This window comes from Roseovarius sp. YIN77 (assembly GCF_057219155.1).
The window spans coordinates 22986-47987 of the sequence record NZ_JBXVVI010000003.1 but is presented as its reverse complement, the minus strand read 5'-3'; the positions used below and the strand labels follow the sequence as shown (position 1 = coordinate 47987).

At 54.7% G+C, this 25002-nt stretch carries 25 protein-coding genes; 6 read left to right on the top strand and 19 right to left on the bottom strand.

All coding sequences use genetic code 11. The features are described 5' to 3' along the window. Window positions 1–44 precede the first annotated feature (44 nt). Entirely contained in the window at window positions 45–776 is a 732-nt protein-coding gene (locus tag AC2D8P_RS05505; RefSeq protein WP_484701213.1) for a phosphodiester glycosidase family protein, read from the bottom strand. Continuing rightward, window positions 773–1195, bottom strand: coding sequence for a 30S ribosome-binding factor RbfA (gene rbfA / locus AC2D8P_RS05500; protein ID WP_484701211.1), 423 nt, complete (start codon window positions 1193–1195; stop codon window positions 773–775). Before rbfA ends, AC2D8P_RS05505 begins: the two co-directional genes overlap by 4 nt. Window positions 1196–1294: 99 nt before the next feature. On the opposite strand from rbfA, the gene dapB reads away from it, so the two are divergent. From dapB to AC2D8P_RS05485, 3 genes are all read left to right on the top strand, one after another. Further along, window positions 1295–2107 (top strand): 4-hydroxy-tetrahydrodipicolinate reductase, encoded by an 813-nt coding sequence (gene dapB / locus AC2D8P_RS05495; protein ID WP_484701209.1) that lies wholly within the window; start codon window positions 1295–1297, stop codon window positions 2105–2107. 97 nt (window positions 2108–2204) lie between these two features. Next, complete coding sequence (locus AC2D8P_RS05490; protein ID WP_484701207.1) at window positions 2205–2990, top strand: cyclase family protein; 786 nt, start codon at window positions 2205–2207, stop codon at window positions 2988–2990. Window positions 2991–3058: 68 nt separating this feature from the next. Beyond that, window positions 3059–3427, top strand: a complete 369-nt coding sequence (locus AC2D8P_RS05485; protein WP_484701206.1) for a MerC family mercury resistance protein — start codon at window positions 3059–3061, stop codon at window positions 3425–3427. Between the two features lie 3 nt (window positions 3428–3430). Here the strand turns inward: AC2D8P_RS05485 and AC2D8P_RS05480 are convergent, their stop codons facing one another. The 3 genes from AC2D8P_RS05480 to AC2D8P_RS05470 all read right to left on the bottom strand — a co-directional run bounded on the left by AC2D8P_RS05480 (window position 3431) and on the right by AC2D8P_RS05470 (window position 7909). Next, on the bottom strand, window positions 3431–4855 hold the full coding sequence (locus tag AC2D8P_RS05480; protein WP_484701204.1) for a carnitine 3-dehydrogenase: 1425 nt from the start codon (window positions 4853–4855) through the stop codon (window positions 3431–3433). Window positions 4856–5027: 172 nt separating this feature from the next. Then, entirely contained in the window at window positions 5028–5942 is a 915-nt protein-coding gene (gene bcoG / locus AC2D8P_RS05475; RefSeq protein ID WP_484701202.1) for a 3-dehydrocarnitine:acetyl-CoA trimethylamine transferase BcoG, read from the bottom strand. A 20-nt stretch (window positions 5943–5962) separates the two neighbouring features. Continuing rightward, window positions 5963–7909, bottom strand: a complete 1947-nt coding sequence (locus AC2D8P_RS05470) for an acetoacetate--CoA ligase (protein ID WP_484701200.1) — start codon at window positions 7907–7909, stop codon at window positions 5963–5965. Window positions 7910–8032: 123 nt separating this feature from the next. On the opposite strand from AC2D8P_RS05470, the gene AC2D8P_RS05465 reads away from it, so the two are divergent. Beyond that, window positions 8033–8995 (top strand): GlxA family transcriptional regulator, encoded by a 963-nt coding sequence (locus AC2D8P_RS05465; protein ID WP_484701198.1) that lies wholly within the window; start codon window positions 8033–8035, stop codon window positions 8993–8995. 59 nt (window positions 8996–9054) lie between these two features. Here AC2D8P_RS05465 and AC2D8P_RS05460 read toward each other — a convergent pair whose 3' ends face one another. Next, on the bottom strand, window positions 9055–9723 hold the full coding sequence (locus AC2D8P_RS05460; RefSeq protein ID WP_484701196.1) for a 50S ribosomal protein L25/general stress protein Ctc: 669 nt from the start codon (window positions 9721–9723) through the stop codon (window positions 9055–9057). A gap of 132 nt (window positions 9724–9855) precedes the next feature. After that, window positions 9856–11004 (bottom strand): M24 family metallopeptidase, encoded by a 1149-nt coding sequence (locus AC2D8P_RS05455; protein WP_484701194.1) that lies wholly within the window; start codon window positions 11002–11004, stop codon window positions 9856–9858. 165 nt (window positions 11005–11169) lie between these two features. Between AC2D8P_RS05455 and pth the strand changes: the two genes are divergently transcribed. Continuing rightward, entirely contained in the window at window positions 11170–11853 is a 684-nt protein-coding gene (pth, locus tag AC2D8P_RS05450) for an aminoacyl-tRNA hydrolase (protein WP_484701192.1), read from the top strand. 56 nt (window positions 11854–11909) lie between these two features. Then, complete coding sequence (locus AC2D8P_RS05445; RefSeq protein WP_484701190.1) at window positions 11910–12281, top strand: DUF2237 family protein; 372 nt, start codon at window positions 11910–11912, stop codon at window positions 12279–12281. 348 nt (window positions 12282–12629) lie between these two features. On the opposite strand, the gene trpB is transcribed toward AC2D8P_RS05445, so the two are convergent. From trpB to AC2D8P_RS05385, 12 genes are all read right to left on the bottom strand, one after another. Next, entirely contained in the window at window positions 12630–13859 is a 1230-nt protein-coding gene (gene trpB / locus AC2D8P_RS05440) for a tryptophan synthase subunit beta (RefSeq protein WP_484701189.1), read from the bottom strand. A 28-nt stretch (window positions 13860–13887) separates the two neighbouring features. Next, window positions 13888–14532: a phosphoribosylanthranilate isomerase gene (locus AC2D8P_RS05435; RefSeq protein ID WP_484701187.1), complete on the bottom strand. Its 645-nt coding sequence runs from the start codon at window positions 14530–14532 to the stop codon at window positions 13888–13890. Between the two features lie 9 nt (window positions 14533–14541). Further along, on the bottom strand, window positions 14542–14901 hold the full coding sequence (locus tag AC2D8P_RS05430) for a lipopolysaccharide assembly protein LapA domain-containing protein (RefSeq protein WP_484701186.1): 360 nt from the start codon (window positions 14899–14901) through the stop codon (window positions 14542–14544). 6 nt (window positions 14902–14907) lie between these two features. After that, window positions 14908–15189, bottom strand: a complete 282-nt coding sequence (gene ihfB / locus AC2D8P_RS05425; protein ID WP_484701184.1) for an integration host factor subunit beta — start codon at window positions 15187–15189, stop codon at window positions 14908–14910. Window positions 15190–15467: 278 nt separating this feature from the next. Then, complete coding sequence (rpsA, locus tag AC2D8P_RS05420; protein WP_484701182.1) at window positions 15468–17147, bottom strand: 30S ribosomal protein S1; 1680 nt, start codon at window positions 17145–17147, stop codon at window positions 15468–15470. A gap of 237 nt (window positions 17148–17384) precedes the next feature. Further along, window positions 17385–18266 (bottom strand): hypothetical protein, encoded by an 882-nt coding sequence (locus AC2D8P_RS05415; RefSeq protein WP_484701180.1) that lies wholly within the window; start codon window positions 18264–18266, stop codon window positions 17385–17387. Beyond that, window positions 18266–19411 carry a hypothetical protein gene (locus tag AC2D8P_RS05410; RefSeq protein ID WP_484701178.1) on the bottom strand — a complete coding sequence of 382 codons (1146 nt, stop codon included), beginning with the start codon at window positions 19409–19411 and terminating at the stop codon, window positions 18266–18268. The genes AC2D8P_RS05415 and AC2D8P_RS05410 overlap by 1 nt, the downstream gene beginning before the upstream one ends. Window positions 19412–19492: 81 nt before the next feature. Then, window positions 19493–20167 carry a hypothetical protein gene (locus AC2D8P_RS05405; protein WP_484701176.1) on the bottom strand — a complete coding sequence of 225 codons (675 nt, stop codon included), beginning with the start codon at window positions 20165–20167 and terminating at the stop codon, window positions 19493–19495. Beyond that, the gene (locus tag AC2D8P_RS05400) at window positions 20164–21051 is read right to left on the bottom strand and encodes a hypothetical protein (RefSeq protein WP_484701174.1); all 888 of its coding nucleotides are present in this window, start codon (window positions 21049–21051) and stop codon (window positions 20164–20166) included. Before AC2D8P_RS05400 ends, AC2D8P_RS05405 begins: the two co-directional genes overlap by 4 nt. 60 nt (window positions 21052–21111) lie before the next feature. Then, the gene (locus tag AC2D8P_RS05395; RefSeq protein ID WP_484701172.1) at window positions 21112–22071 is read right to left on the bottom strand and encodes a hypothetical protein; all 960 of its coding nucleotides are present in this window, start codon (window positions 22069–22071) and stop codon (window positions 21112–21114) included. Further along, window positions 22071–24020 (bottom strand): glycosyltransferase family 2 protein, encoded by a 1950-nt coding sequence (locus tag AC2D8P_RS05390; RefSeq protein ID WP_484701170.1) that lies wholly within the window; start codon window positions 24018–24020, stop codon window positions 22071–22073. The genes AC2D8P_RS05395 and AC2D8P_RS05390 overlap by 1 nt, the downstream gene beginning before the upstream one ends. Before the next feature lie 98 nt (window positions 24021–24118). After that, on the bottom strand, window positions 24119–24985 hold the full coding sequence (locus tag AC2D8P_RS05385) for a glutathione S-transferase (protein ID WP_484701168.1): 867 nt from the start codon (window positions 24983–24985) through the stop codon (window positions 24119–24121). Between the last annotated feature and the right edge of the window lie 17 nt (window positions 24986–25002).

Here is a 25002-nt window from a genome sequence, read left to right as displayed (position 1 = left end):
TTGCGATGATCAGGAAGCGGGGTTAGCCCAAGCATCCCCGCCCGTCAATTGCCAGCGCGTCCAATCAGCCCGACAATCGGGCCCAGCGGAAACCCCGCATCATGGCGGTTCAGATTGCGCGCGAATAGCCGTGAAACCTTGCCATCAAAAAACAGTGCATCCGGCATCTGCAGATGATCCAGAAACAACATTGCAAAGTCGAAGAAGTTCACGGGCTGTTCAGATATGGCGAAAATCACGGCCTGGCCATCGGCACTGGTGCCGACCCCATTGCGATAGTTCAGGGAGTTGGATTCGGGCAGAAACTTGGGATGTAGTTTGCCATCGATCACCAACATCGGGCCGGATTGGCTTGCAAACTGACAGGCGGGGGTGGTGTTGCGAAACTCGTTGGTCTCGATCACCCGCACCCAGCCGTCTGCGATACAGAAAACACCGTTGGGCGTCAGGCCGAAATTGCCATAACCGCCACCATCCTGCAGGGGCGCGGTTTCAACCCCGTTTTCGATATAAAGCCCGACCGGACGCCGATCCTGATGATACATCCCGGCATTCATCGCAAAGATCAGGTCTTCGCCCTCGCCCAGAACATCCTGAACGCCCCCAAACGACCCCAAGAGCCGACCCTGATCATCGCTGTGCCATAGGCGCAGGTCGTCGCCCGCGCGGGCCTCGCAGATCACATAGCCATTGTTGTCATAGTCGATGTTCTGACAGGCCGCCTGTACTGACCCTGCAGCGAAAAACATTCCCAGCAAGGTCAAAACCCGGATCATGCGTCCCCGTCACCCTTGGCGTCATCCCGTTCCAGATCACGGCGCACGGCGTCTTGGGATAGCAACCGGTGGGTTTCATCCACCCGGTCAAACGTGTCGTCGATCCTGAATTTCAGTTGCGGCGAATGCTTCAGGCCTGCGGTCTTGGTCACCATACGGCGCAGCTCGCCCGCGTTTTTCGCCAAGAGCGCGATGGCCTCGTCCTTGCCCTTTCCACCCAATGGCAGGACAAAGGCGGTTGCCACTTTCAGATCGGGTGTCACCCGCACCTCGGATACAGTGATCGACAGCCGGTTCAGGTCCGGGTCGTGAATTTCGCCCCGCATCAGCAGTTCCGACATGGTGCGGCGGATCACTTCGCCGACCCGTAGCTGCCGTTGTGATGGGCCACGCCCGCTATTGTATGAATTCTTCGCCATGCCGCCCATCTAAGCGCAGATTGGTCTTTGCACAAGCGGGGCTTTGCATTCGCGGCGCAAACGGCTATCGAATGCCCAAGATGTTAAAGGAGCTTTGCTATGACAGAGTCGCTGCCAGGTATAGTCGTCACAGGTGGATCAGGCCGCATGGGCCAGATGCTGATCAACACGATCAAGGCCAGCCCGGCGGCAAAGCTGGTGGGCGTGGTTGAACGCGAAGGCCATGACTGGGTCGGTCGCGATGTGGGCGAGGCGATGGGCGGCGCCCCGATCGGTGTGACGGTCACTGATGATGCACTGTCTGCCTTTGCCAGGGCACAGGCGATCATTGATTTCACCTCTCCTGCCGCGACCGTCGGATTTGCAGAATTGGCGGCGCAAGCCCGCGCTGTGCATGTGATCGGCACCACCGGCCTGACGGACGATGATATCGCCGCCATCGACCGTGCGGCGCGCCATGCGGTTGTGGTGCGGGCCGGCAATATGAGCCTCGGTGTGAACCTCTTGGTGCAACTGACCAAGAAAGTTGCCGCCGCGCTGGATGAGGATTTCGATATCGAGGTGATCGAGGCGCATCACCACCACAAGGTCGATGCGCCATCAGGAACTGCCCTGATGCTGGGCGAGGCCGCGGCAGAGGGGCGTGGCAAGCACCTGAAAGTTATCCGCGACAGTGGCCGCGACGGCATCACAGGCGCACGCAAGCGCGGCGATATTGGTTTCACCGCCATTCGTGGCGGCGACATTGTCGGCGAACATGATGTTCTGTTCGCGAGCCCCGGCGAACGCATCGTGCTGCGCCACATGGCCACCGACCGCGGTATCTTTGCCCGCGGCGCGCTCAAGGCCGCGCTCTGGGGTCAGGGCCAAAAACCTGGCAGCTATGACATGGTGGATGTGCTGGGGCTGTAGGGGCCGACAATTTTCTCGCCCAAACCGCCGGGCAGTGGCTAAACTGTCTGCGGGCGTCGATGGTGATACGCCCGTTCAACGTAGTGAGGGTGATACATTGTTTAGACTTATTATTGCAGGCCTGCTCTCTTCGACACTCAGCGCAGCAGCGCAGGATATCACGGACGGTCACTGGGTGGATCTGACCCATCCGTTCAACGAGGCGTCTGTCTATTGGCCAACCGCCACGACCTTTACCAAGACAGAGGTCTATCACGGCCATACCGACGGTGGTTGGTTTTACGCGGCCTATGATTTCGCCGCTGCCGAACATGGTGGCACGCATATGGATTCGCCCATTCACTTTGCCGAGGGCGCACACACAACGGATCAGGTGCCCATAGACCGGTTGATCGGGCCGGGGATCGTGATCGATGTCAGTATACAGGCGGCGCAGAATCCCGATTACTTGGTCAGCGTCGGTGACATTGAGGCCTTTGAGGAAACGCATGGGCCTATTCCCGCCGGTGCGATCGTATTGCTCAACACCGGTCGGGCCGGATTGTATCCTGATCGTGCTGCTTATATGGGCACCGCAGAACGCGGACCAGAGGCGGTGGCCAAACTGCATTTCCCGGGGCTAAGCGCAGAGGCCGCAACCCTGTTGGTGGCGCGCCAGATCGGCGCGGTCGGGATCGACACACCCTCTATCGATTACGGCCAGTCCACGGATTTTGCGGCGCATGTTGCGTTGATGACTCACAATGTCCCAGCCTTTGAAAACGTTGCTGATATGAACGATCTTCCCCCAACGGGCAGCCTGATTGTTGCCCTGCCGATGAAGATTGAGGGCGGATCAGGCGGCCCGCTTCGCATCGTTGCCAACATACCGTTCAGCCCGTAACGCCCAAAGACAGGGGATCAGCAACTATGCTATGTTCTGAAAATCCGGGCAGGTAAAAGAGGTCACACATGTCAGAATATGGAATGGCAAGCGCGCTGCGCACGAAGCTGTGGCCGATCTGGTCGGTGGCGATTGCGCTTTTTCTGTGCAAGGGGCTTTTGGCGCTGACTGTCATTCTGGCAGCGGTCGGCCTGACCGTGGACATCCCGTTGGGTCTGTGGGCTGCCGCTGTGGACGTGGCCGTGCTGGTTGCCGTGGCAGCCTTTTGGCGGCGGCGTCAGCGAAGCGGGCAAAACCTGCCCTTCGGTCTGGCCGCAGTTGGTGCGGTTATGGTGATCGCCAATATGCACGGGTTTGTCCCGCCCATCGTTGAATGGGCAGGACTGGCCTTGTTGATACTGGCGGCCTGGCTCGATTGGCAGGGCCGCAAGGGCTAACGATCAGCCCCGTTGCCCTACCCCGCGCCCGGCCTCTGCCGGCACCGGCAGATTGGCGTGGGCCGTTGCATAGTCCGCCAGCTTCGCGGCAACCGCTTCCGATGGCAACGATGTTGCCCGTGTGGTCAGATCCACATGCAAGAGCATCGAATCGACTGTCGCACACAATTTGCCGCCTTCGCCACGAATGAAATGGAACAGGCGCATTTTCTTGCCTTCGCCCTGCAGAACCTGTGTCGTGACCTCCAGGGCCTCCCCCGCCGTCATCTCATCAATGTAACGAATGTGGTTTTCCACGGTGAAATAGCTGCTGCCGCCTGCAACATAATCGGCATCCGCGCCGATCATTTCCATAAACCGGTCAGAGCCGTGTGACGCGGCCTCCAGATAATGGGTTTCATTCATGTGGCCGTTATAGTCGGTCCAGCTTTGCGGGATCTGGCGGCTGACGGTGACGGGCAGATCACCTGCTGCTGGTTCCGGCAGCGCGGCCTCATGCGCATTGATCACGCCGCCCGCACCAGAGCCTGATTTTTTCAACGCCCGCATCATGCCGACAAGGTTGTCATCGCGCAGGCGTTCCAACTCGCGGATCGACAGATGGCCGGATTGTGCATCAGACTGCCCGGCGATCAGATCGACCAGCTCATCTGTGAACTCGGGCACATCCATCAGCTTGGTCCAGGGCCATTGCAGGCAAGGGCCGAACTGCGCCATGAAGTGTTTCATGCCCGCCTCGCCCCCGGCAACGCGATAGGTTTCAAACAGCCCCATCTGACCCCAACGCAGGCCAAAGCCCATGCGAATGGCCTCGTCGATCTCTTCCGTCGTGGCGATGCCGTCCTTGACCAGCCACAAAGCTTCGCGCCAGACGGCCTCCAAAAAACGATCGGCGATGTGGGCGTCAATTTCCTTGCGTACTTTCAAGGGAAAGAACCCGACGTCGCGCAGAATGTCTGCGGCCCTGTCACAAATCACCGCGTCGCCCACCAGTTCGATCAGCGGCAGCAGGTAAACCGGGTTGAACGGGTGGGCGACAATGATGTTGGCGCCTTTCTCGTTTAGCTCGGACGGTTTGAAGCCCGAGGTCGAGGACCCGATCACCGCATCCGTAGGCGCATGTTCCATCAACTGCGCATAAACCTTGTGTTTCAGGTCCAGCCGTTCTGGCACACTTTCCTGTATCCAGGACGTCCCGACCACCACATCGGCGATTTCGGTATGAAAGGTCAGTTTGCCTTCCGCCGGTAAGGCCCGGTCATAAAGCGATGGCAACGCGCGTCGGGCATTGGCCATCACTTCGCTGATTTTGCGCTCTGCCTCCGGGTCCGGGTCAAAGACCTGAACGTTCCAGCCATTAAGCAGGAATCGCGCGGCCCAGCCGCCCCCGATCACCCCGCCGCCGATAATTGCCGCTGTGTTTGTCATGCGTGTCTCCAATAACGGGCCGATGCCTGACGCCGTATCGTAGGATTAGAGGATGGAGCGCACGAATGTGCCGCTCCGATGAATTCAAATGCCGTTGAGGCCCTGCTGAGTTTTATACCGACGCAATACCGACGTGATGCAGTCGCAATACAGCGGGCCCCATTTGCCGTGATCAACCCTTTGGCGCGCGCTTCACTAGGCCCAGTTTTTCACGGACTTCCGCCGGCCCGATCACCCGTGCACCCATGTTGGAAATGACGGTATTGGCGCGTTCGACAAGCTGCCAGTTCTCGGCCAGAACACCTTTGTCCAGGAACAGGTTATCCTCCAGACCCACGCGCACATTGCCCCCGGCCAGCACTGCGGCGGCGGCATAAGGCATTTGATCGCGGCCAAGGCTAAAGGCCGACCAGTTCCAGTCAGACGGCACGTTATTGACCATCGCCATGAAGGTATTCAGATCATTCGGTGCCCCCCACGGCACACCCATACACAGTTGCACCAGTGCGGGGTCGGTCAAAATGCCTTCGGAAACCAACTGCTTGGCAAACCATAGATGACCGGTGTCAAAGGCCTCGATTTCGGGCTTCACACCCAGATCTGTCATCATCTGCCCCATGGCACGCAGCGCGCCGGGGGTGTTGGTCATCACATAATCAGCCTCGGCAAAATTCATGGTGCCGCAGTCCAGGGTACAGATTTCCGGCAAACATTCCGCCACATGCGCCACCCGCTGGGACGCCGGGATCATGTCCGTTCCGGCCTCATTCACCGGTAGCGGGGCCTCTGTCGGGCCAAAGACCATATCACCACCCATGCCAGCGGTCAGGTTCAGAACCACATCGACCTCTGCGTCGCGGATACGGTCGGTAACCTCCCGATAATATTCAAGTTTTCTGGACGGCTTGCCGGTTTCCGGGTCCCGCACATGGCAATGCACGATCGCAGCACCCGCCTTGGCGGCGGCAATCGCACTGTCCGCGATTTGCTTGGGGCTGCGCGGTACATGGGGGGATCGATCCTGCGTGCTGCCCGATCCGGTCACAGCGCAGGTGATGAAAACTTCGCGGTTCATAGTAAGAGGCATGATAGAGCTCCTTTAAGCCACTAATCCTGAAGGTCTGATAGGTCTTTGAACAAATCCAGGGCCTCTGGGTTGGTGAGGCCGGACAGATTTCGGACCGGTTCATTGTTAACAACATCGCGCACCGCCAATTCGGCAGTTTTGCCTGATTTAGTGCGCGGCACATCGGCCACCGCGATGATCTTTGCAGGCACATGACGGGGGGAGGCATTCTTACGAATTTCCCCTTTGATCCGTTTGATCAGCGCCTCATCCAGCGCCACACCATCGGCCAGCATGACAAACAGAACCACGCGCACATCATTGTCGAAGTTCTGACCCACAACAACGGCGTCGCGGATGTCGTCGATTTTATCCAACTGACGGTAGATCTCTGCCGTGCCGATCCGCACGCCGCCGGGATTCAACGTGGCGTCTGATCGCCCAAGAACAACAAACCCGCCACTATCAGTGTGAATGGTGAAATCTCCCTGTCGCCAGATATTGGGATAGGTGTCGAAATAGGATGATTTGTACCGCGTGCCATCGGGGTCGCCCAGAAAACGCGCCGGCATCGACGGATGAGCATTGCGGCAGACCAGTTCCCCGGCGACGCCGTCCACTTCGTGTCCATGTTCATTCAGTGTCGCCACATCCAATCCCAACGACGCCGCCTGAATTTCCCCCTTATGGACCGGTAGAACCGGGCAGCCACCAATGAAACAGCCCAGAATATCCGTGCCGCCACAGATCGAGGCCAGCTGCAGATCGGCCTTCCAATCCGCATAAACATGGGCAAACCCATCCGGGGACAGCGGTGATCCTGTGGACAAAACCACGCGTAGATCATTCAGTTTATGCGTTTCCACCGGGCGGTTGTGCGATTTCAGAGAAAAGTCGATATATTTCGCGGAGGTCCCGAAATGGGTGACATTTTCGGCATCACACAAGTCAAACAGGCGTTTGACGTCGGGGTACATCGGATTGCCGTCATACAGGATAACGGTGGCTTCTGACGCCAGCCCCGCTATCAGCCAGTTCCACATCATCCAGTTGCAGGTGGTAAAGTAAAACAGCCGATCGCCCGATCGCAGATCGCTGTGCAACTGTTGCTCGGTCATGGCACGCAGCAATGACCCACCGCCGGAATGCTCTATGCACTTGGGCTTCCCGGTCGTGCCGGACGAAAACATCACATAAAGCGGATCGCGAAACCCCATTGGTTCGCATTGCAGCGCGCCCGCCGCCTGATCCTTGAAACTATCATACGCGACCCAGATCTCAGGCAGGTCTTCAGCACCGCCCGCATATCCCCAGATCACGACCTTCTTGATCGATGGCACACGTTCGACGACCTCGGCAATTGCGGGGCGGGTGTCAAAAGTCTTGCCGTTGTAGAAATACCCATCTGCGGCAAACATGATGGTGGGTTCGATCTGGCCAAACCGATCCACGACCACATCTGGCCCGCTTTCAGGTGCACAAGACGACCAGACAGCCCCCAATGATGCCGTGGCCAGAGTGGCGGCAATGCTTTGCGGCATGTTTGGCACATAGCCCACAACCCGGTCACCCTTGCCGATGCCTTCGGCCCGCAGGGCGGCGGCCAGCATCTCAACCTCTCGCTTCAGCTCTGCCCGTGACCATTCAATGCGGCGGCCATCCTCGCCAACAAAGATGATCGCGGGCCGGCCATCGGCATTTTTCAGGAAGGTTTCGGCAACATTCAGGCGTGCGTTGGGAAAGAACTGTACCTGCATAGGGTCCGCGTCACCAACATAGGGGACGTCACCCTGATCGCCGACCAGTCCACAAAAATCCCAAACCAAAGGCCAATATTTATCAGGATTTTCTACCGACCAGGCATGAAGGTCGTCATACTGCGCCAAAGGTTCTTTGGTCACGTCTCGCACATGGTCCCAGAACCGCGCCATCGGCGTGGATTTGGCAGTTTCAGCGTCGGGTGTCCAAAGGATGTCTGCAGTGGTCATATCGGGTCTTTCAGCGGTGTTCATATCGTCGGTATATCGACATCCGACACCCAAATTTGCAAGCAGACTATCACCCGGCCACGGATTGCATTTTTACACTTATTGCCATATCCATGACACTTAATGACAACCGATATGCCGATTTATGAATTTCTGTTGTTTGATGGATTTTCAAACATGGTTCTCGCCAATGCGATGGAACCATTGCGTGATGTCAAACTGCGCACAATCGGGGCGCAATTGAGATGGACAATCAGCAGCCTTGACGGCGACCCGGTTGAAAGCTCCAGCCAAGTCAATGTCACGCCAGAGCAGAAATTTGATCCCAGACGACAGCGACATGTTCTGATCCTTGTTGCCGGGTATGGGGTCCAGAGCATGGACCTGAAACGCATTTCTACCCTTTTGCGCCAGTCGCAAAACGCGACAGAGCGGATCATCGCGGTTGATGGCGCGCCATGGATGCTGGCCCATGCGGGTCTTCTGGATGGCCATCGTGCCACCATGCATTGGCATGATCTGGAAGCCTTTGCAGAACAGTTTCCCAAGGTGAATGTCATGCGGCAAAGCTTCGTGCACGCGGGGCGATATCTGACATGCGGGGGCGCCAGCAGCACGCTGGAAATGATGTTGGAGCTGATCCGTCAGGATTTCGGGACTGCGGCGGCTTTTGATGCGTCGACGATGTTTTTGTACGATGCCCACCGGCAAAGCCAAAAACCCGGACCAGATCACGCCCGATTTCGGCAGGTTGGATCGGATCAACTGTTGCGCGCTCTTGATAAAATGGCCGCACACATCGAATATCCCGTATCTCTACGCGCGCTGGCACAGGCCGCATCAACGTCTGAACGCAACCTCAACCGCCTGTTCCTAAATGAATTGGGTGTCACCCCTGGCAAATACTACCGAATGTTGCGGCTGAAACGGGCACGGGAATTGGCGCAGGAAACCAATCAATCGCTGGAACAAATTGCACTTAGATGCGGGTTCTCAACCGCGTCCACGCTCAGCCGTGCGTTTTCTGGGGCCTTTGGTGTGCCAATATCACACAGCCGCAGACAGGGCGGGATCGAGACTGAGTAGATCACAAAAAAAAGCGGGGCAATGTCTGCCCCGCTTTTGAACATTCGCTTTGAACGCTCTTATTCGTCTTCGGCTGTTGCTTCTTCTTCAGCTGCAGTTGGAACCTCATCGGCTGCAACCTCTTCGCCTTCACCCTCTTCCTCGTCATCCGCAGCCAGTGTGGTAGGTGCCTGCACAGATGCAATGATGAAGTCACGGTCGATGGTCGGTTTGGTGCCTTTTGGCAGGGTCACATCTGTGATGCTGATTGAATCACCGATTTCCGCCTCGGCCAGATCGATCTCGATCTTTTCCGGGATATCGCCGGCGGTCACAACCAGTTCCACCATCGGACGAACAACCGTCAGCGTGCCACCTTTTTTCAAGCCGGGGCAGGTGTCTTCGTTGAGGAACTCAACGGGTATATCCAGGCTGATTTTGGTGGTGCGGCGCAGACGCAGCAGGTCCAGATGGGTTGGCAAGTCTTTGACCACATCGCGCTGAACGTTGCGGCAGATAACGCGGACGTCATCGTGGCCTTCGACCTTCAGGTTAAACAGGGTCGACAGGAAACGGCCTTTTTTCAGGCGTTTCAACAGGACGTTATACGGTACGTTGATCGGCAGTGGTTCTACATCACCACCATAAACGATGCCCGGTACGCTGCCATCTCGGCGAGCCTGACGAGCGGCGCCCTTGCCTGTCCCCGTCCGTACCGTGGCGTGAAGATCTGGGATCTGTCCAGCCATAGTATTCTCCAATAATGTAAGGGCGGGGTCCCTCCAAGGCTGCAACCCCGCGTGAAGCCGTGCCTATAGACGAGTCTCGATCACTTGGAAAGCCTAAAATTCAAGGCCGCAAAGGGCCAAAGCGCGTGATCCCTACAGGATCACATCCGCCAAGGCTTTTGGATGATCTGTTATCTGTTCATACCCGGTTTCGGTGATGATAAAGCTGTCTCCGACCTGGGCGCGAAACTGGCCTTTGACCGTGACAGAGCCATCAACGGCAAATACCATCCCTGGCTGCAGTACGGTTTTATCGCCGAAAACCAGCTCGGGCGTTTCCAGAAAACTGTAGCCAGTCGCACGGCCACACCGAAACGGGTAGTCATAACCCGCAGTCTGAATGACATCGGCATAGGCCGCGTGAACCTCCTCTGCCGTAACGCCAGGCGCCAGAACCGATAGCGCGGCGGCCTGGCTGTCGACTGCGACCTGATAAACATCTGCGTGCAGGGGATCGGCAACGTCACCGATCCAGAACGTGCGATCAAATCCCAACTTGAATCGGTGAAAATTGGTCATGCCGCAAAAACACAGAAAAACCGGTTCCCCGCGTTTCATTATTCGGGTCGAGGCGCGATGGTGCGGCTTGGTGATCTCGGGGCCAGAGGCCATGATCTGCAGGAAATGCGTGTTTGGTGACATGGTTTTGTCACTATAATGTGCCGCCAGCAATTCAGCGGCTTTGCGAGTGCCCGCTTGCGACGTGGCAATTGCGACCTCAAACTCTGGAACGCCAGCGCCAATAGCGTTACGCCCCGCCATCATCATCGATTGCGCCACCTGCCCGGCATGGCGGGCCAGTTGCAGTTCTTCGGCTGATTTGACCATTCGCATGCGGGCAATGATGGGTTCGATATTGGTAACTGCAGCCGCCCCGACATGGCTGTCAAAATATGGTCGGACCAACGGCGGCATGCGATTATGCTCCAATGCAATGGACTTGGCGCCACTCATCAAAGATGGAATTTCACTGCGCCATTCCTCCCCCATGCCATCATTCCAAGGCGCAATGCGATCTACATGTGCGGCGGCCTCGGCCATATCCAGTTCCATTGTTGGGGTGATCAGGACGCTTTCGCCGCCTTTATGCACCACCAGAATGGTTGGCCTGCCGAAGTCCATGTGCAGATAGTCGTAATACCCGGTCAGATAATAGACACTGTCATCATCGGTGATAAATGCGACATCGATGTTTTGATCTGACATGCGGGTACGCAGGTGATTTTGGCGTTGATTGTACATGTGACGGGGCCTTCTGTGATCCGGACGGTCTATGTCAGGCTATCACCCTGTCTGAACTGAACATGTCAAATTGCGACCTGCGCAGAATTCCATAGCTCAGTTCTGATTGAACAGAGTTGCAGGAGCGCCTAATCTGACCCTGATTTTGATTACTGAGTCTGCGCCATGATCCTGTTTGTCGGCCTGGGAAACCCGGGCCCGAAATACGCCGCCAACCGGCACAATATCGGCTATTTGGCGCTGGATCGCATTGCCGAGGATTATGGATTTGGTCCGTGGCGGTCCAAATTTCAGGGGGTTGTCAGCGAGGGTCGGCTGGGTACACAAAAGGTTCTGTTGCTGAAACCCGAAACCTTCATGAACTTGTCCGGGCAATCTGTGGGAGAGGCGATGCGCTTCTACAAGCTCAATCCGAATGATGTCACGGTGTTCCACGATGAGCTGGATCTGGCGCCGGGCAAAGTTAGGGTTAAGACCGGTGGCGGACATGCCGGGCATAACGGATTAAGGTCCACAGATGCCCATATCGGGCCGGAATTCCGACGCGTGCGTCTTGGTATAGGCCATCCGGGGCGCAAGGAACTGGTATCGCACTATGTCTTGCATGATTTTGCCCGTGCCGATCAGGATTGGTTGGATGATCTGATGCGCGGGATTTCAAAAGGTGCGGTCGATCTGGCCGCCGGCGATCAGGGCCGATTTATGAATGCAATCGCCCAAGCCCGCCCTCCGGCGGAACCAAGCACCGCACAATCTGAAAAACCAAAGATGCAGGCCACAGCGGATGAACCGCCAGAGCCCGCACCGCAAAAATCGGCCTTGCAACGGTTGATCGACAAGTTTTCCTGATCAATTCTGCGCTGGGTGCTCTTGCAAATCCCGCAGCATAGGCACAGTGTCATACCATGGAAAAAGAGCCGTCAATAAACGTCGTTGGGGAAGCATTGCAATCCTGTTCATCTGATCCTGTGACCGGGTATTTTCGCGATGCGCATTGCAATACCTGTGCAGAGGATCTGGGCAGCCATACAGTCTGTGCGATTATGACCGCTGAATTTCTGGCCTTTTCGAAATATGTCGGCAATGACCTGTCCACGCCACGGCCCGATCTGGGATTCGCCGGTCTGAAGCCAGGTGACAATTGGTGCCTCTGCGCCAATCGCTTTATGCAAGCCTATGACGAGGGCTGCGCGCCTAGGGTCAATCTGAGCGCAACACATCAGCGCGCATTGGACATTGTGCCAATGGATGTGTTGGAAAAGCTGGCAGTGGGTTAGTCTGGGGCAGCTTATTGGCCCAATTTGAAAGAATGTGCGGGAACGAATTGTGCTGCCCCGCAATATGTTACTTTCTGTATTCAGACCGATTGAACATGATCGTGTCCGCCTTCAGTCTTAACAGTGGCCATCATCATGATCATCATTACGATCGCTCCGGTAATCGCCATCGCTGTCGTGACTATGTTCGCTATCTTCGTTGTTATCGTCTTCATTGTCTTCCTCAATCCAGTGCGTGGTCTGTCAGGAAGATGGGGCGCAATTCCCATTGCGCCATATGCCAGAAGGTTATGACACCGTATATTTGGATTAATGCTAGGTGCATAAACCAAAGGTTATGGATGGGTTTTAGTCCCCCTCGCCCATATCCATGCCCAAGGCCCGCGCGACGGTGAAGATGTCTTTGTCGCCACGACCGCACATATTCATGCAGATGATGTGATCCTTGGGTAGATCGGGCGCGATTTTCATCACATGGGCCAGTGCGTGGCTGGGCTCCAGTGCCGGGATGATACCTTCGGTCTGGCAAGACAACTGAAACGCTTCCAGCGCCTCGACATCTGTGATCGCGACATATTCGGCGCGGCCAATTTCGTGCAGCCAGCTATGTTCAGGCCCAATGCCCGGATAGTCCAGACCTGCTGAGATCGAGAAGCCTTCCAATATCTGGCCATCATCATCCTGCAACAGATAAGTCCGGTTGCCATGCAGAACGCCGGGGCGCCCGCCAGTGAGTGACGCGCAATGTTCCATCTTAGCGTTCACACCTTTGCCGCCGGCCTCGACCCCGATGATCCGAACGGACGTATCGTCGAGGAAGGGGAAGAACAGACCCATTGCGTTGGACCCACCACCGATGGCGGCGATAATGGTATCGGGCAGGCGGCCTTCGGCTTCTTGCATCTGGGCCTTGGCCTCTTTGCCGATGATGCATTGGAAGTCACGCACCATCGCCGGATAGGGGTGCGGGCCTGCGACGGTGCCGATGCAATAGAAAGTGTCGCGCACATTGGTCACCCAATCACGCAACGCGTCGTTCATCGCATCCTTTAGCGTCCCACGACCAGATGTGACCGGTATGACCTCTGCGCCCAGCAGGCGCATACGAAATACATTCGGGGCCTGACGTTCAACATCATGCGCGCCCATATAGACGATGCATTTCAGGCCGAACTTGGCGCAGACCGTAGCCGTGGCCACACCGTGCTGACCGGCGCCGGTTTCGGCGATGATCCGGGTCTTGCCCATGCGGCGGGCCAGAATGATCTGCCCCAGCACGTTGTTGATTTTATGTGCGCCGGTGTGGTTCAGCTCATCCCGTTTCAGGTAAATCTTGGCCCCACCCAGATGTTCGGTCAGACGTTCTGCGAAATAGAGCGGGCTGGGACGTCCCACATAATGGGTCCACAGATAATTCATCTCATCCCAGAAGCTTTGATCCGTCTTGGCCTTCTCATACTCGGTCTCAAGATCAAGGATCAGCGGCATTAGGGTTTCGGACACAAAACGCCCGCCAAACTGGCCAAAGCGGCCTTGTTCATCGGGGCCGGTCATGAAGCTGTTGAAGAGGTCATTCATCTGAAATCTCGCTTGGTCTGGTCCGGGATCAGGCCCGGGCGGCGTCTATGAACGCCTTGATCATCTGGCTATCCTTTACGCCGCGAGAAGCTTCAACACCAGATGAAACATCAACCTGTTGCGCACCCGTCAGCCGAATCGCCTCTTTTACATTTTTTGCAGTCAGCCCCCCGGCCAACATCCAGGGGCGTTGCCAGTATTTGCGCCCTTGCAACAGTCGCCAGTCGAACGGGATACCAGTTCCACCAAGCAAAACGGCATCTTTGGGGGGTTTGGAGTCCACCAGAATTTGATCCGCAACCTGCTGATAGGTGTCTAGAGCTGGCAGATCTTCCTCATTGGCGATTCCGACGGCCTTCATCACCGGCAATCCAAATCGTTGCCTGACATCTGATACGCGATCGGGGCTTTCAGTGCCATGAAGCTGGATCATATCAATTGGAACTGATCCCAAAAGCGCATCTAAAAACGCGTCATCGGGGTCAACCACTAGGGCGACTTTGGCCACGCCTGCCGGTACCGCAAGCGCTAGGTTGCGCAAATCTTCGGGGCTGACATACCGCGGGGATTTTTCGAACAGATTGAAACCAATATAGCGTGCACCTGCTTGGGTTGCGACCTCAACATGAGCGCGCTCTTTCAGCCCACAAATCTTTACCTGAATGTTTGACATGCTCGGGGTTTAACGTGCTTTGCTGCCTGTCTCAAGCAGGGCCAGCACATCATCACCCTTCTCCGGGTCACCGCCTTTCAGACGAGCTACCTCTTGGCCCATTTGCCGGGCCTCGCGCTTGGCGCGGGCCCCGTCACGACGATAGCGATGCTCACGCAGCCATTCCCAAACGAATCCGATCAACAGCCCAACAACAATGCTGCCGAGAATGACAAGAAACAAAGGAAGTTCGGCAGAAGTATTCAGCCCGGCAAGCTCGGCGACTTCTTCAGGCAAAAGCCGCAAGCTGACCATCCCACGATTGGCAAGGGCGACAGTCAGCAAACAGACGCCAATCACCAGTAGAAAGGCATATTTGATATAGCGCATCACGCGTTATTTCCCGTTCAGGCGGTCCCGCAGCAGCTTTCCGGTTTTGAAAAACGGCACATGCTTTTCCTCGACCTGAACAGATTCGCCAGTACGAGGGTTGCGGCCAACGCGGGCGTCGCGTTTTTTCACTGAGAACGCACCAAAGCCACGCAGTTCGACCCGGTCACCGCGGGCCATTGCCTCAATGATCTCTTCAAAAATGGTGTTTACGATCCGCTCTACGTCGCGGTGGTATAAGTGTGGATTTTCGTCAGCAATCTTTTGGATCAATTCCGAGCGGATCATCCTGTTGCCCCCCTAAGGTTGGAACCAGTGCAGCACGTTTATGTGTTCTTTGTGAGGGGACTATAGGCAAATTTCTGGAGTTTAGAAACATTTAGCCAGCGCTGAAGTCAAAAAAAACGTAAAAAATTTTCAAACACGGCCTGCGTTTGACCTTTGGCTTGTGATCAGCACTCCTAAGTCGCCGGTACGGACAGTTTAAATTTCTGATGCGATTCGCAAATAAAAAAGGCCCCGTCTTAACAACGGAGCCCTTTGAATAGCTATCTCAACGAGATCTCCTAGTTGTCGCCCTTCAGTGCGGCACCCAGGATATCGCCCAGCGATGCGCCAGAATCGGAAGAACCATATTGTTCAACGGCTTCTTTCTCTTCAGCGATTTCGCGTGCCTTGATCGACAGGCCCAGCTTGCGGGTTTTGCTGTCGATATTGGTGACGCGAACATCCACCTTGTCGCCAACGCCGAAACGATCTGGGCGTTGTTCTGCGCGGTCACGGGAAAGGTCGGAACGACGGATGAATGATTTCATGCCTTCGTACTCAACCTCGATACCGCCATCCTCGATCGCGGTGACTTCGACAGTGATGATAGAGCCGCGCTTCACGCCGCCAACGGCTTCGGCAAACGGATCGCTTTCCAAGGCTTTGACGGACAGAGAGATACGCTCTTTTTCGACATCAACCTCAGTGACAACCGCTTTGACAACATCGCCTTTGCGGAAATCGCCGATTACGTCTTCGCCACGGCCTTCCCATGTCAGGTCAGACAGGTGAACCATGCCGTCGATGTCGTTGTCCAGACCGATGAACAGACCGAATTCAGTGATGTTTTTCACTTCACCTTCAACTTCGGTGCCCTCTGGGTGAGTCTCAGCAAAGACTTCCCATGGGTTGCGCATGGTTTGTTTCAGGCCCAGCGAGACGCGACGCTTGGCTTCGTCGATTTCCAGAACCATGACTTCGACTTCCTGAGAGGTCGAAACAATCTTGCCCGGATGGACGTTTTTCTTGGTCCAGGACATTTCAGACACGTGAACCAGACCTTCAACGCCGGCTTCTAGCTCAACAAATGCACCGTAGTCAGTGATGTTGGTGACACGGCCTGTGTGCACAGATTCCAACGGATAAGCTGTGGCAACGGCATCCCACGGATCGGCCTGCAGCTGTTTCATGCCAAGGCTGATACGGTGAGTGTCTTTGTTGATCTTGATGACTTGAACCTGAATGGTTTCGCCAATTGTCAGAATCTCAGACGGGTGGTTGACGCGGCGCCAGGCCATGTCGGTGACGTGCAATAGGCCGTCAACACCGCCCAGATCAACGAAGGCACCGTATTCGGTGATGTTTTTGACAACACCATCAACAGTCTGGCCTTCGGTCAGGTTGGCGATAACTTCAGCGCGCTGTTCGGCACGTGATTCTTCCAGAATCGCACGGCGCGACACAACGATGTTGCCACGGCGACGGTCCATTTTCAGAATCTGGAACGGCTGCTTCAGGCCCATCAGCGGCCCGGCATCACGCACAGGGCGCACATCAACCTGAGAGCCGGGCAGGAACGCAACAGCGCCACCCAGATCGACAGTGAAGCCACCCTTGACGCGGCCAAAGATGGCGCCTTCGACGCGCTCCTCATCAGCATATGCTTTTTCCAGACGGTCCCAAGCAGCCTCGCGGCGGGCCATTTCGTGGCTGATAACAGCTTCGCCGCGGGCGTTTTCAGCCGCACGAAGGAAGACATCAACTTCGTCACCAACAGCAATTTCAGGGGCTTCGCCAGGATTTGCGAATTCTTTCAGTTCAACGCGGCCTTCCATTTTGTAGCCTACGTCGATGATGGCTTGGCCTGCTTCGATTGCGATGACCTTACCTTTGACAACGGAACCCTCTTCGGGCGTGTCAACTTCGAAGCTTTCTTGCAGGAGGGCTTCGAATTCCTCCATAGATGTGTTGTTAGCCATGTGGCGTTCGTTTCCTATACTCATGTTTCTGGCCGGGTGGTTGTCTCCACCGGTCTTGGGGTTTGGTCCTTCGGCCGCCGTAAAACAAAGAAAGCAAAATAAAGAGGGCCGGTTCGCTCCGACCCTGCTCATCTCACTCTTTCACGGCGTTTTCGCCTTATTGACAGGGGGGGCTTTAGTGGGTTTCGGCCTGTATTGCAAGGGGAATAGGTCATTGGGCGGATTGGCAGTAGAGCGTCAGAATAAACCGCAATATTTTTCGGGAATGCGTAAAGCTTGCTCTCCAAGCAGTCGCGATCGGGGCCATCTTTGTTTCTTTCCGTGCAACTCCGCAATGTCCCAGGCTTTGTCATTTCGTTCCAAAGAGCGAATCTTTTTGAATGTCGTCAGAATTTCGCTATCTTCGTCATCTTTCGACCAATACTCACCAATCTTCAGATTTCGTCCTTTTTTTCGACGATAATTGCTCGAGTATGACGTTGTTTCTGCATATTCGCGACTTCGTAAGCCGAGGCGTGCACGAAGAAGGCCCTCGTCGAAAAATCTCAGGTGGAAATTGAAACAATCATCCGAGTAGTGGACTTTATTGTCAGACATCAGATTGTGACCGCCTGCGCCAAACGTTGTGCCGCGTGAAATGATAGAAGGTTTTGAATAGGCCCCATGCGGAACCACATATCGGCGGATGTTGAGAACGGATTCCAGGTACATTTTCACACCCGATTCATTTTCCATATGCACCAGCTCTAGCCCAAATGGGGTGATGACATCACAATGTTTGTGTTGTTCAAGATAGTCCGGTAAACCCTGATACGCCGCCGGATCTGGACAGATAAGTTCATCAACGTCACCGCAAATTACAAAATCATAGTATTCGGTTAGGCTGGACGCAAACTGAGACAGATATCGCCAACGTTGCGCGTCGAAATGTTCATGCAGCCCTTGATAGGGGATGGTAACGTGGTTGCCCCAGTCTTCCTCTATCCCTTCAGATGTTCCATGAGACACCACAAACAGATTATCCTGACCAACCTCTCTTCCGTAATATCGACGCCAAATATTCAAGAAGAGGGAGTCTCTTCTTTGCATTGTCACGCAAGCGATTGTTGGTTTGGGCATCAAACGGCCTTCTTCGATGAGTTTTCGTTTAAAATGCTGAGATCAGAGACAGTTTTTAGGTCTTTGACTACATCTTCGGGCCTTTGATCTGCCCGCTGATAGTCCCAGTTTGTCGATATCCCTCGACAATGATAAAACCCGCACTCGTCACTGAGGTTGTCCGGGTAACCTTGAAACCCATGGGTGCGCCAAGGAACGGACTTCATCGGTCCTGTCGGATCAACTATCCATTTGGAGTTAATCTTGATGTCACTTTGATTCGATTTGTATATGTGATCCGCGTGTCGAGGATTGGATGTGGATTTTGTATACCGCCAACGCCCGCTCAAAGTGAGATAACCGACTTGATCCTGGTGAACCCGATCGAACAGTGAAACGTTGCCGCGATTGTAGGCAAGTTCGTCTATATCAATCTGAAGCACGGCATTTGAATTGCCCAGAAACCTGAGCCTGGCAATTTCAAGAAGCCCAAACTGCAAAAAGCGTGAATTTATGACTAATCTTGTATGGCCTGACGGACCATACAGCAATGGAGCACTGACTACAGCAAACTTTTGCAAACCGGAAATCTCAGAAAACACCTCTCTTAGATCGTCCATGCTGTATTGATCAGAACCGTTGTCAAAAAAAAGCAGTGCGTCAACATGGTGGGAAAAGACATGGTATTTTGCCCAATCATGTATCCAGTTCAGATCGTTGTTTCTGCTTAATGTCACTAAGGAATTCATGCCTGAATACTCAAATAATTCTGAAGAGTTAATTGGTATGGCAACTGAAAACATTGGATGCTCAAATACCAACTGGCTAGATGTCGGTTGGGTGCATTTGAATTCCAGTATGGACGCGCGCTTAGAGTTACTGATTTCAATCGGCGTAGAAAGTTTACCGTCAATGTAAAACCTTCCTCGTTTGACAATCTTTCGAAATGCAGATTTGAAAGCGGCTCCTATCGCATAAACACAGTCCGTTCCATCCGATGACTTCCCATGAAAGACGTCATAAAACAGAGTACTACGGTCATACTGCTCACACACATTTGGACCGAGAGCGCAAAGCTCCGGCGCGATATCACGCTGTCCAACATGGTGGGGCACGCTGGATATGGAAAGGTGACCCGGAGAGCAATCATAAGGAGACAGTTTCACATTGATTTCCCACTCTCTGATCTTACTTGCTGGTGGGATTCCAGTTTGCGAAGTTGCCCCCATCGCATATAATTGGAATCCTCACCGTTTGTGCACAACAACAACCTGATCCTTTCGTTGTTTTTGGTATCGAACGGGTTCGATGATACATCCTGATATCAGTGGGGCGAGGGCGTTAAATTCCTGTGCGATCTGCGGATCTGAATGCTGAAACTCCCGCTCATTCAACCAGCTTCGAAACAGGGCCGCGGTTTTTGTTATGCCAGATTTTTCATAAGTTTTTGGCTGCCATCGCAAGTCTTCGATCACATATAACCCACCGGATTCAAGTTGCGGAAAAATCTCCAGAAACGCGTTTTGCTGGTGATGTGAGGCATGGCTGGCATCGTCGATCACAATGGTTGGTGCTGGAGTGATAGCAGCAATCGCTTTGGCGATTTGCTGTCGATCATCCATGTCACAGCGGTGAAAACTAAACCGGGGATCTTTCAGCCATGAGAAATCAGAAATATCAAGGCCATGGATATGTGCCTTGGTGAAGTATTCGAGCCACATACGGACGGATGGTGCATCATTGGTCGGGCGGTCCGCGCTGTGCCCGTGCTCAGGGCCGCCAATTAGCAGGCCCATTTCCAGAAAACTAAACTCGCGGTCCTGATAGGGGTGAAAAAGCATGTGATAAAGCTCCGTATAGCGATGCTTTATCGATCCCTTATCAGAGCCATATTTATCGGCAAGGTCGGTCAGATTTGTCATGATCCAACACTCAATCTCGGCTTATCGTCTTTCAAGTCGCTTTCAGAAGAAACCAATTCCGGTGTGGATACGTCTTCTACACCAATTCTATGTTGTTGCATTAGGTGATCGAGAAGGCTCCCGGATTCAGGTATGCCGTTGTTGCGCTTTTCCAGAAAATCGCGAATGCGACGCCCATAGAAATGAATCGATACAGTGTTTGACGTGAGGTAGCGTTCAGCCCTTTGGCGCTTTGCGGCTTTGACCAGACAACGCCTGTCAGGAAATGGGATTGGATATAGATATTCGGGTGCGAATGCATATTTGCTTTCGCCAGTTTTGTGGGTGAAGTGGGTAATCGCATGGGGGCCCCATACTCCCCAAGGCAATTCGCTAACATGTGCAGGTTTCCCGGCTTCTTTCTGCGCTTTAAGTCTGCGAAGCGCCCGTCCCTCATACCACTCAGGGATCCAATACTCGTCCGTTGTCATCTCCAGTAACTGGCGCAGCGCCTCGCTGTCCTGCGGCAAGCCAAGCGCTCCACCATTGATGTGATGATCAGATTCCCAACCAAAGAAATGCCCTGTTGGCGTTTCAAAAGGCTTCACGCAATAGGCGTCCGTGTCGGCCCAGATCGTGCGATCAAACTTGGACAGAAGGTGGTACCGAAATACATCCGAAAACAGGGCCAGGCTTCCTGTACGGGCATGCGTTACAAAATCATCACGCCGTAATACATCATTGCCATCCGCCAATTCAGTACCTTCGGGCACACCACTTACTTCACCATAGTGATAAAGTGTCACGTGGTGACCGACATCCAGAAACGATTTTATGCACAAGCGTTCCAGAAAGCTGAGTGGCCCTTCGACCCACAGCATCGCAATTCTATATTCTGTGTTCATTGCCAGTGCTCGTTTTTCTCAATGATTGCGTAAATGAATACCGTGGTCAATCGATGAGCATCATACAGAAGATGCCGTGTGTGACGGTGCGGTCAAAAACTGCACCCGATCCATCGCTTTTATCTGCGTCACGTCTCTCTCATACAATCGCATCAGATGCGTGCGCTCATGTTCTGTCCAGGGATCGTAACCGGGACATTCATCACTGCGGGGGTATTTTTCCTGAATCTCAACGCGTCGCGCCAGTGCATATTCAGCTCCTTTGCTTTGGATTAAATCAAGCAACTCCTGAACAGCACGGTGAGAAGCTGATGGGCGCTGCTGTTTGCGCTTGGGAGCGACAAGTTCTGTCGCGTGGACCGACCCGCATATGGCGCTGACAATCTGTTCCGCCAAGATGTGAAAATCTTCGTGCTTCCAAACGTGAATATGGGCATTCGTAAAGCAGTGCGCGACCAACTCAAGATATGCCGACCAGCTCGGTACACGAGAGATAACATTTCGCTTGAACGCGGTCTCGCCGATTACCGTGTCACCTCTGGCCGACCTCAGATACTCGACATATGCCGACGCAAAGAAGTCTGCGTAGTTTCGTATCGCAATATGTACCTCCCTAACCGGATAAGGAATGGACTCAGCGAATATAGGGAGCAAGGTTTCACGTCGGACGTAGAGAAGCCCGGAACCTATACAATGCCCGCAATGCCCCGGCATGTTTTCATCCGACAATATTATACGGTCGCCGGGTTGCGCCGGGATTTTCTGGAAAAATGCCTCTGCCACTTGTGCCAGCTTTTGATCAGGCATTTTGGTACGGTACCCGAGGTCGAGCTTCAAATACCCGTTCAGCTGGCATGGATAGGTGTAATTCTTTCTCGTATCCCGATGATGAACATAATGCACACCACGTTTACGCAGTTTGCCGGCGTTACGTTGCAGGATCGATTGTAAATAACTGGTGGCGGTTTTGTGAACGCCACCATGGATCACAACATAAGGGGTTTCCTCGCTCTGCACCATTATCTAGTCTCGACCGGCTCTCGCCGGTTGATCTCGGCAACTCTGTCACGAAAGCTGCTCCATTCCTTGCGGGACAGCAGATTGTCGATTTTGGTGCGGTGCCAGCCGCAGGCCGTTGCGTGAAGGTCTTGTAGGATCGGATCTTTCAACAAGTCTGCCATCGCATTTCGCAGCACTGGTAACTTTTCGTAGAGAGATTGATCGGTCTGAGTGTTATGGTTCATTGTTGACCAATAACCCAGACCCTGATCATCGTTTACATGATTGGTGCGGCCTCTGTCGCGTTTGACAAGAAAGCTCTCGACAGAACGCACCGCGTAATGGTGTAGCCGGGCGTGGTCATGCTTGAACCCACCATAAGCCTTCCAGCCTTGATCCAGATAAACGTTCGGTAGGGCCTTTCCTCCGCCATCTACCCAGGCGATATCCCCTTGGTCGGTCCGAAATGCAGGGCGGTGGATGCGCAAACGTTCCAGTCGTTTGTTATTGCGAACAATCGTTTTCATTCCGGCAGCGCGAAAGTGGGGGTACTGATCCTCTGCGCAACAGGCATCAAACTGCGCCACAACCAGCTCCGGTTCGTATTCCACCCGCCCGCTATTTCCGAAAAGCTTCCAGCAGATCGAAATGGCATCGACGTCGCCGACCGTTTCAAAAAGATCGTCCAACGTGCCTCGGCCCACACGAATATTCAGAAACTCATCACAATCGGCACAGATTGCCCAATCTGCTTCTTTAAAAACACTCTCTTCGCGAGATCTTCGCAGCGCGATACGTTGGGGACTGTTGCCTTTCTTGAACACGTTTTCCCGGTGCTGGGCGATTCCCAGTTCCTGCAGGCGCTGGGCGATCTTGTCGGTGCCGTCATCGCAATCATTCGTGTAAATCAGAAAATCGGTAAACCCGATCATGCGGTTGAAGGCGATCCATTCCAACATGAACGGGCCTTCGTTTTTCATCGTGGTGACAATCAGGCGCCGCTCTTGTCGACCGGTGGGCGGCGCGTAGGGGCCGCGTGGGCCGACAATCTTGATATTTGGTTCGGCGATCTCAACCGCTGGTGCGGCTGTAGCCGGGGCCTCGCCTAATGCCCGCTTTTGTTTTCGAAATTCTTGGGTGAAGCGATCGGCAATGTTGTTCCGGCCTTGTTCCCGGAAATACGCATCAACGGACCCGCGAAACCAGGGTAAGTTTCGTCGGCCGCGATAGAGGCGATAGAACTCGCCCTCCGTCAGCTCGTCAAAAATCACGTGATGCATGATCGGCTTCAATGCATCGATCTTGCGCAGGAACACGGCGGTCTTATGCTGTGAATACCGTGCCCGAAACACCCGGATATTATCCCCGGAATAGCGTGAAACGTGCTGATGATCCAATTCATGGCGCGGATCGTAAAAGACGTTCACCCGGTCCAACTCATCAGTCAGCTTTGCCGTGTCAGACAAGGGCAGGGTCCAGTCCTGACGCTGCCCGTTCACATACCGCGTCTCCCAGGGGACGATGTCTGGATCCAACGTGCTTTGCGGATTGATGGCAACGACATGGGCCCCCGGCACCAATGAGGCAAAGGCAATCGCCGCAAATCCCCCCATGGACACGCCAGCGAAAATTACCCGATCGTAGCCGTCAAAAAAGCCATCCCGTGCTAGGTCTTGCATCCGTTCGATTAGGGCCGGATCGCGGTACCAATCACTGACATGGGCCATGATGCCGAGATGAGAGATGTTGTTGTCCTGAGCGAACTTAAACCCCCAGGGCTCGCGGTCCAGATCCGAATTGTTGACATTGGACAGGTTGTCAAAGCTGACAAACAACCGTTTGACCGGACGGCGCACAAAAATCAGGCTGTGGCGCAGGTGCTTTTCAACAAAGCCTTCGCCCGAGGTGCCGGGGCGAATATCTTCCAACCATCGGGGAAGGGCCTGTTCCACTGTTTCTGCGTCTGCCATGGGTTCTGTCTATTGCTTATCGCGGCCATATCCGCCGCGCCCACAGGCAGTATAAGCCGCAGGCCGAATCCCACGCAACGGCTGTTTGGGGACGGGATTTACAACACGGCCATGAATTCCGGCCAAGCCTCTGGATCGGCACCGGTTTTATCGCGGCAAAACGCATTGCAAAATCCGAAAGTGCGACCGTCCTGATTCAGATAATGAGTTACGGGATCGCCGGAATAGGGGCAGCGGCTGTTTTCAGCCACCGTTGCGTCCACGGGTTTTGCCGCCAGTGGGCGCGGGCCCGGCCAATCGGCCCTTTGATTGTCCTTCGCATACCAGGGCAGAGTTTCACCCCTGATCAGGGCCATAGCGCGCCAACGGCGAAAGGCGCTGTCTGTCAGATGAGCGGCGACATAATCCGCAGCCCTCGGCCCAACAGGCAGGCCATATCCTGCAATCCGCGCTGCCACCGGGGCAAAGAAGGCATCAGCAATGGAATAGGCCCCGAACAGCCACGGCCCATCATCCTTTTGCATCCGCCGCCCATAATCCCACAGGGTTTCAAGACGTGCGATCTCTGCCTGCAATTCGGATGAAGGATGAAAATCCGAATAGGCCATGCGCAGATTCATCGGACAGTCATTGCGCAGATGAAAGAAACCGGCGTGAAACTCTGACACAATGGTCCGGGCCACGGCGCGCGCAGATGGTTCAGAAGGCCAGAGTTCAAGGTCGGGGTGGCGTGTTGCCAGTTCCTCGGCGATGGCCAACGACTCCCACATCGCGGTTCCGTCCGGCAATCTTAACGCAGGCACCGTGCGGGCGGGTGCAACATCGGCCAGTTGCCGAGCCACATCCTGCGTGTGAAAGCCGACAAAACTGGTTCGGCGCTCAATGCCGAAACGTTCAAACAAGAGCCAGGCGCGCAGGGACCAGCTGGAATAAGATCGGTCGCCAAGGAAGAGGTGATAGGTCAAGGCGAAACTCCTGTGTT

What these genes read in the sequence shown, in the direction of transcription:
- AC2D8P_RS05505 (WP_484701213.1), bottom strand. Translation starts at nt 776, where the DNA reads ATGATCCGGGTTTTGACCTTGCTGGGAATGTTTTTCGCTGCAGGGTCA.
- rbfA (WP_484701211.1), bottom strand. Translation starts at nt 1,195, where the DNA reads ATGGCGAAGAATTCATACAATAGCGGGCGTGGCCCATCACAACGGCAG.
- dapB (WP_484701209.1), top strand. Translation starts at nt 1,295, where the DNA reads ATGACAGAGTCGCTGCCAGGTATAGTCGTCACAGGTGGATCAGGCCGC.
- AC2D8P_RS05485 (WP_484701206.1), top strand. Translation starts at nt 3,059, where the DNA reads ATGTCAGAATATGGAATGGCAAGCGCGCTGCGCACGAAGCTGTGGCCG.
- AC2D8P_RS05480 (WP_484701204.1), bottom strand. Translation starts at nt 4,855, where the DNA reads ATGACAAACACAGCGGCAATTATCGGCGGCGGGGTGATCGGGGGCGGC.
- bcoG (WP_484701202.1), bottom strand. Translation starts at nt 5,942, where the DNA reads ATGCCTCTTACTATGAACCGCGAAGTTTTCATCACCTGCGCTGTGACC.
- AC2D8P_RS05470 (WP_484701200.1), bottom strand. Translation starts at nt 7,909, where the DNA reads ATGACCACTGCAGACATCCTTTGGACACCCGACGCTGAAACTGCCAAA.
- AC2D8P_RS05465 (WP_484701198.1), top strand. Translation starts at nt 8,033, where the DNA reads ATGACAACCGATATGCCGATTTATGAATTTCTGTTGTTTGATGGATTT.
- AC2D8P_RS05460 (WP_484701196.1), bottom strand. Translation starts at nt 9,723, where the DNA reads ATGGCTGGACAGATCCCAGATCTTCACGCCACGGTACGGACGGGGACA.
- AC2D8P_RS05455 (WP_484701194.1), bottom strand. Translation starts at nt 11,004, where the DNA reads ATGTACAATCAACGCCAAAATCACCTGCGTACCCGCATGTCAGATCAA.
- pth (WP_484701192.1), top strand. Translation starts at nt 11,170, where the DNA reads ATGATCCTGTTTGTCGGCCTGGGAAACCCGGGCCCGAAATACGCCGCC.
- AC2D8P_RS05445 (WP_484701190.1), top strand. Translation starts at nt 11,910, where the DNA reads ATGGAAAAAGAGCCGTCAATAAACGTCGTTGGGGAAGCATTGCAATCC.
- trpB (WP_484701189.1), bottom strand. Translation starts at nt 13,859, where the DNA reads ATGAATGACCTCTTCAACAGCTTCATGACCGGCCCCGATGAACAAGGC.
- AC2D8P_RS05435 (WP_484701187.1), bottom strand. Translation starts at nt 14,532, where the DNA reads ATGTCAAACATTCAGGTAAAGATTTGTGGGCTGAAAGAGCGCGCTCAT.
- AC2D8P_RS05430 (WP_484701186.1), bottom strand. Translation starts at nt 14,901, where the DNA reads ATGCGCTATATCAAATATGCCTTTCTACTGGTGATTGGCGTCTGTTTG.
- ihfB (WP_484701184.1), bottom strand. Translation starts at nt 15,189, where the DNA reads ATGATCCGCTCGGAATTGATCCAAAAGATTGCTGACGAAAATCCACAC.
- rpsA (WP_484701182.1), bottom strand. Translation starts at nt 17,147, where the DNA reads ATGGCTAACAACACATCTATGGAGGAATTCGAAGCCCTCCTGCAAGAA.
- AC2D8P_RS05415 (WP_484701180.1), bottom strand. Translation starts at nt 18,266, where the DNA reads ATGCCCAAACCAACAATCGCTTGCGTGACAATGCAAAGAAGAGACTCC.
- AC2D8P_RS05405 (WP_484701176.1), bottom strand. Translation starts at nt 20,167, where the DNA reads ATGACAAATCTGACCGACCTTGCCGATAAATATGGCTCTGATAAGGGA.
- AC2D8P_RS05400 (WP_484701174.1), bottom strand. Translation starts at nt 21,051, where the DNA reads ATGAACACAGAATATAGAATTGCGATGCTGTGGGTCGAAGGGCCACTC.
- AC2D8P_RS05395 (WP_484701172.1), bottom strand. Translation starts at nt 22,071, where the DNA reads ATGGTGCAGAGCGAGGAAACCCCTTATGTTGTGATCCATGGTGGCGTT.
- AC2D8P_RS05390 (WP_484701170.1), bottom strand. Translation starts at nt 24,020, where the DNA reads ATGGCAGACGCAGAAACAGTGGAACAGGCCCTTCCCCGATGGTTGGAA.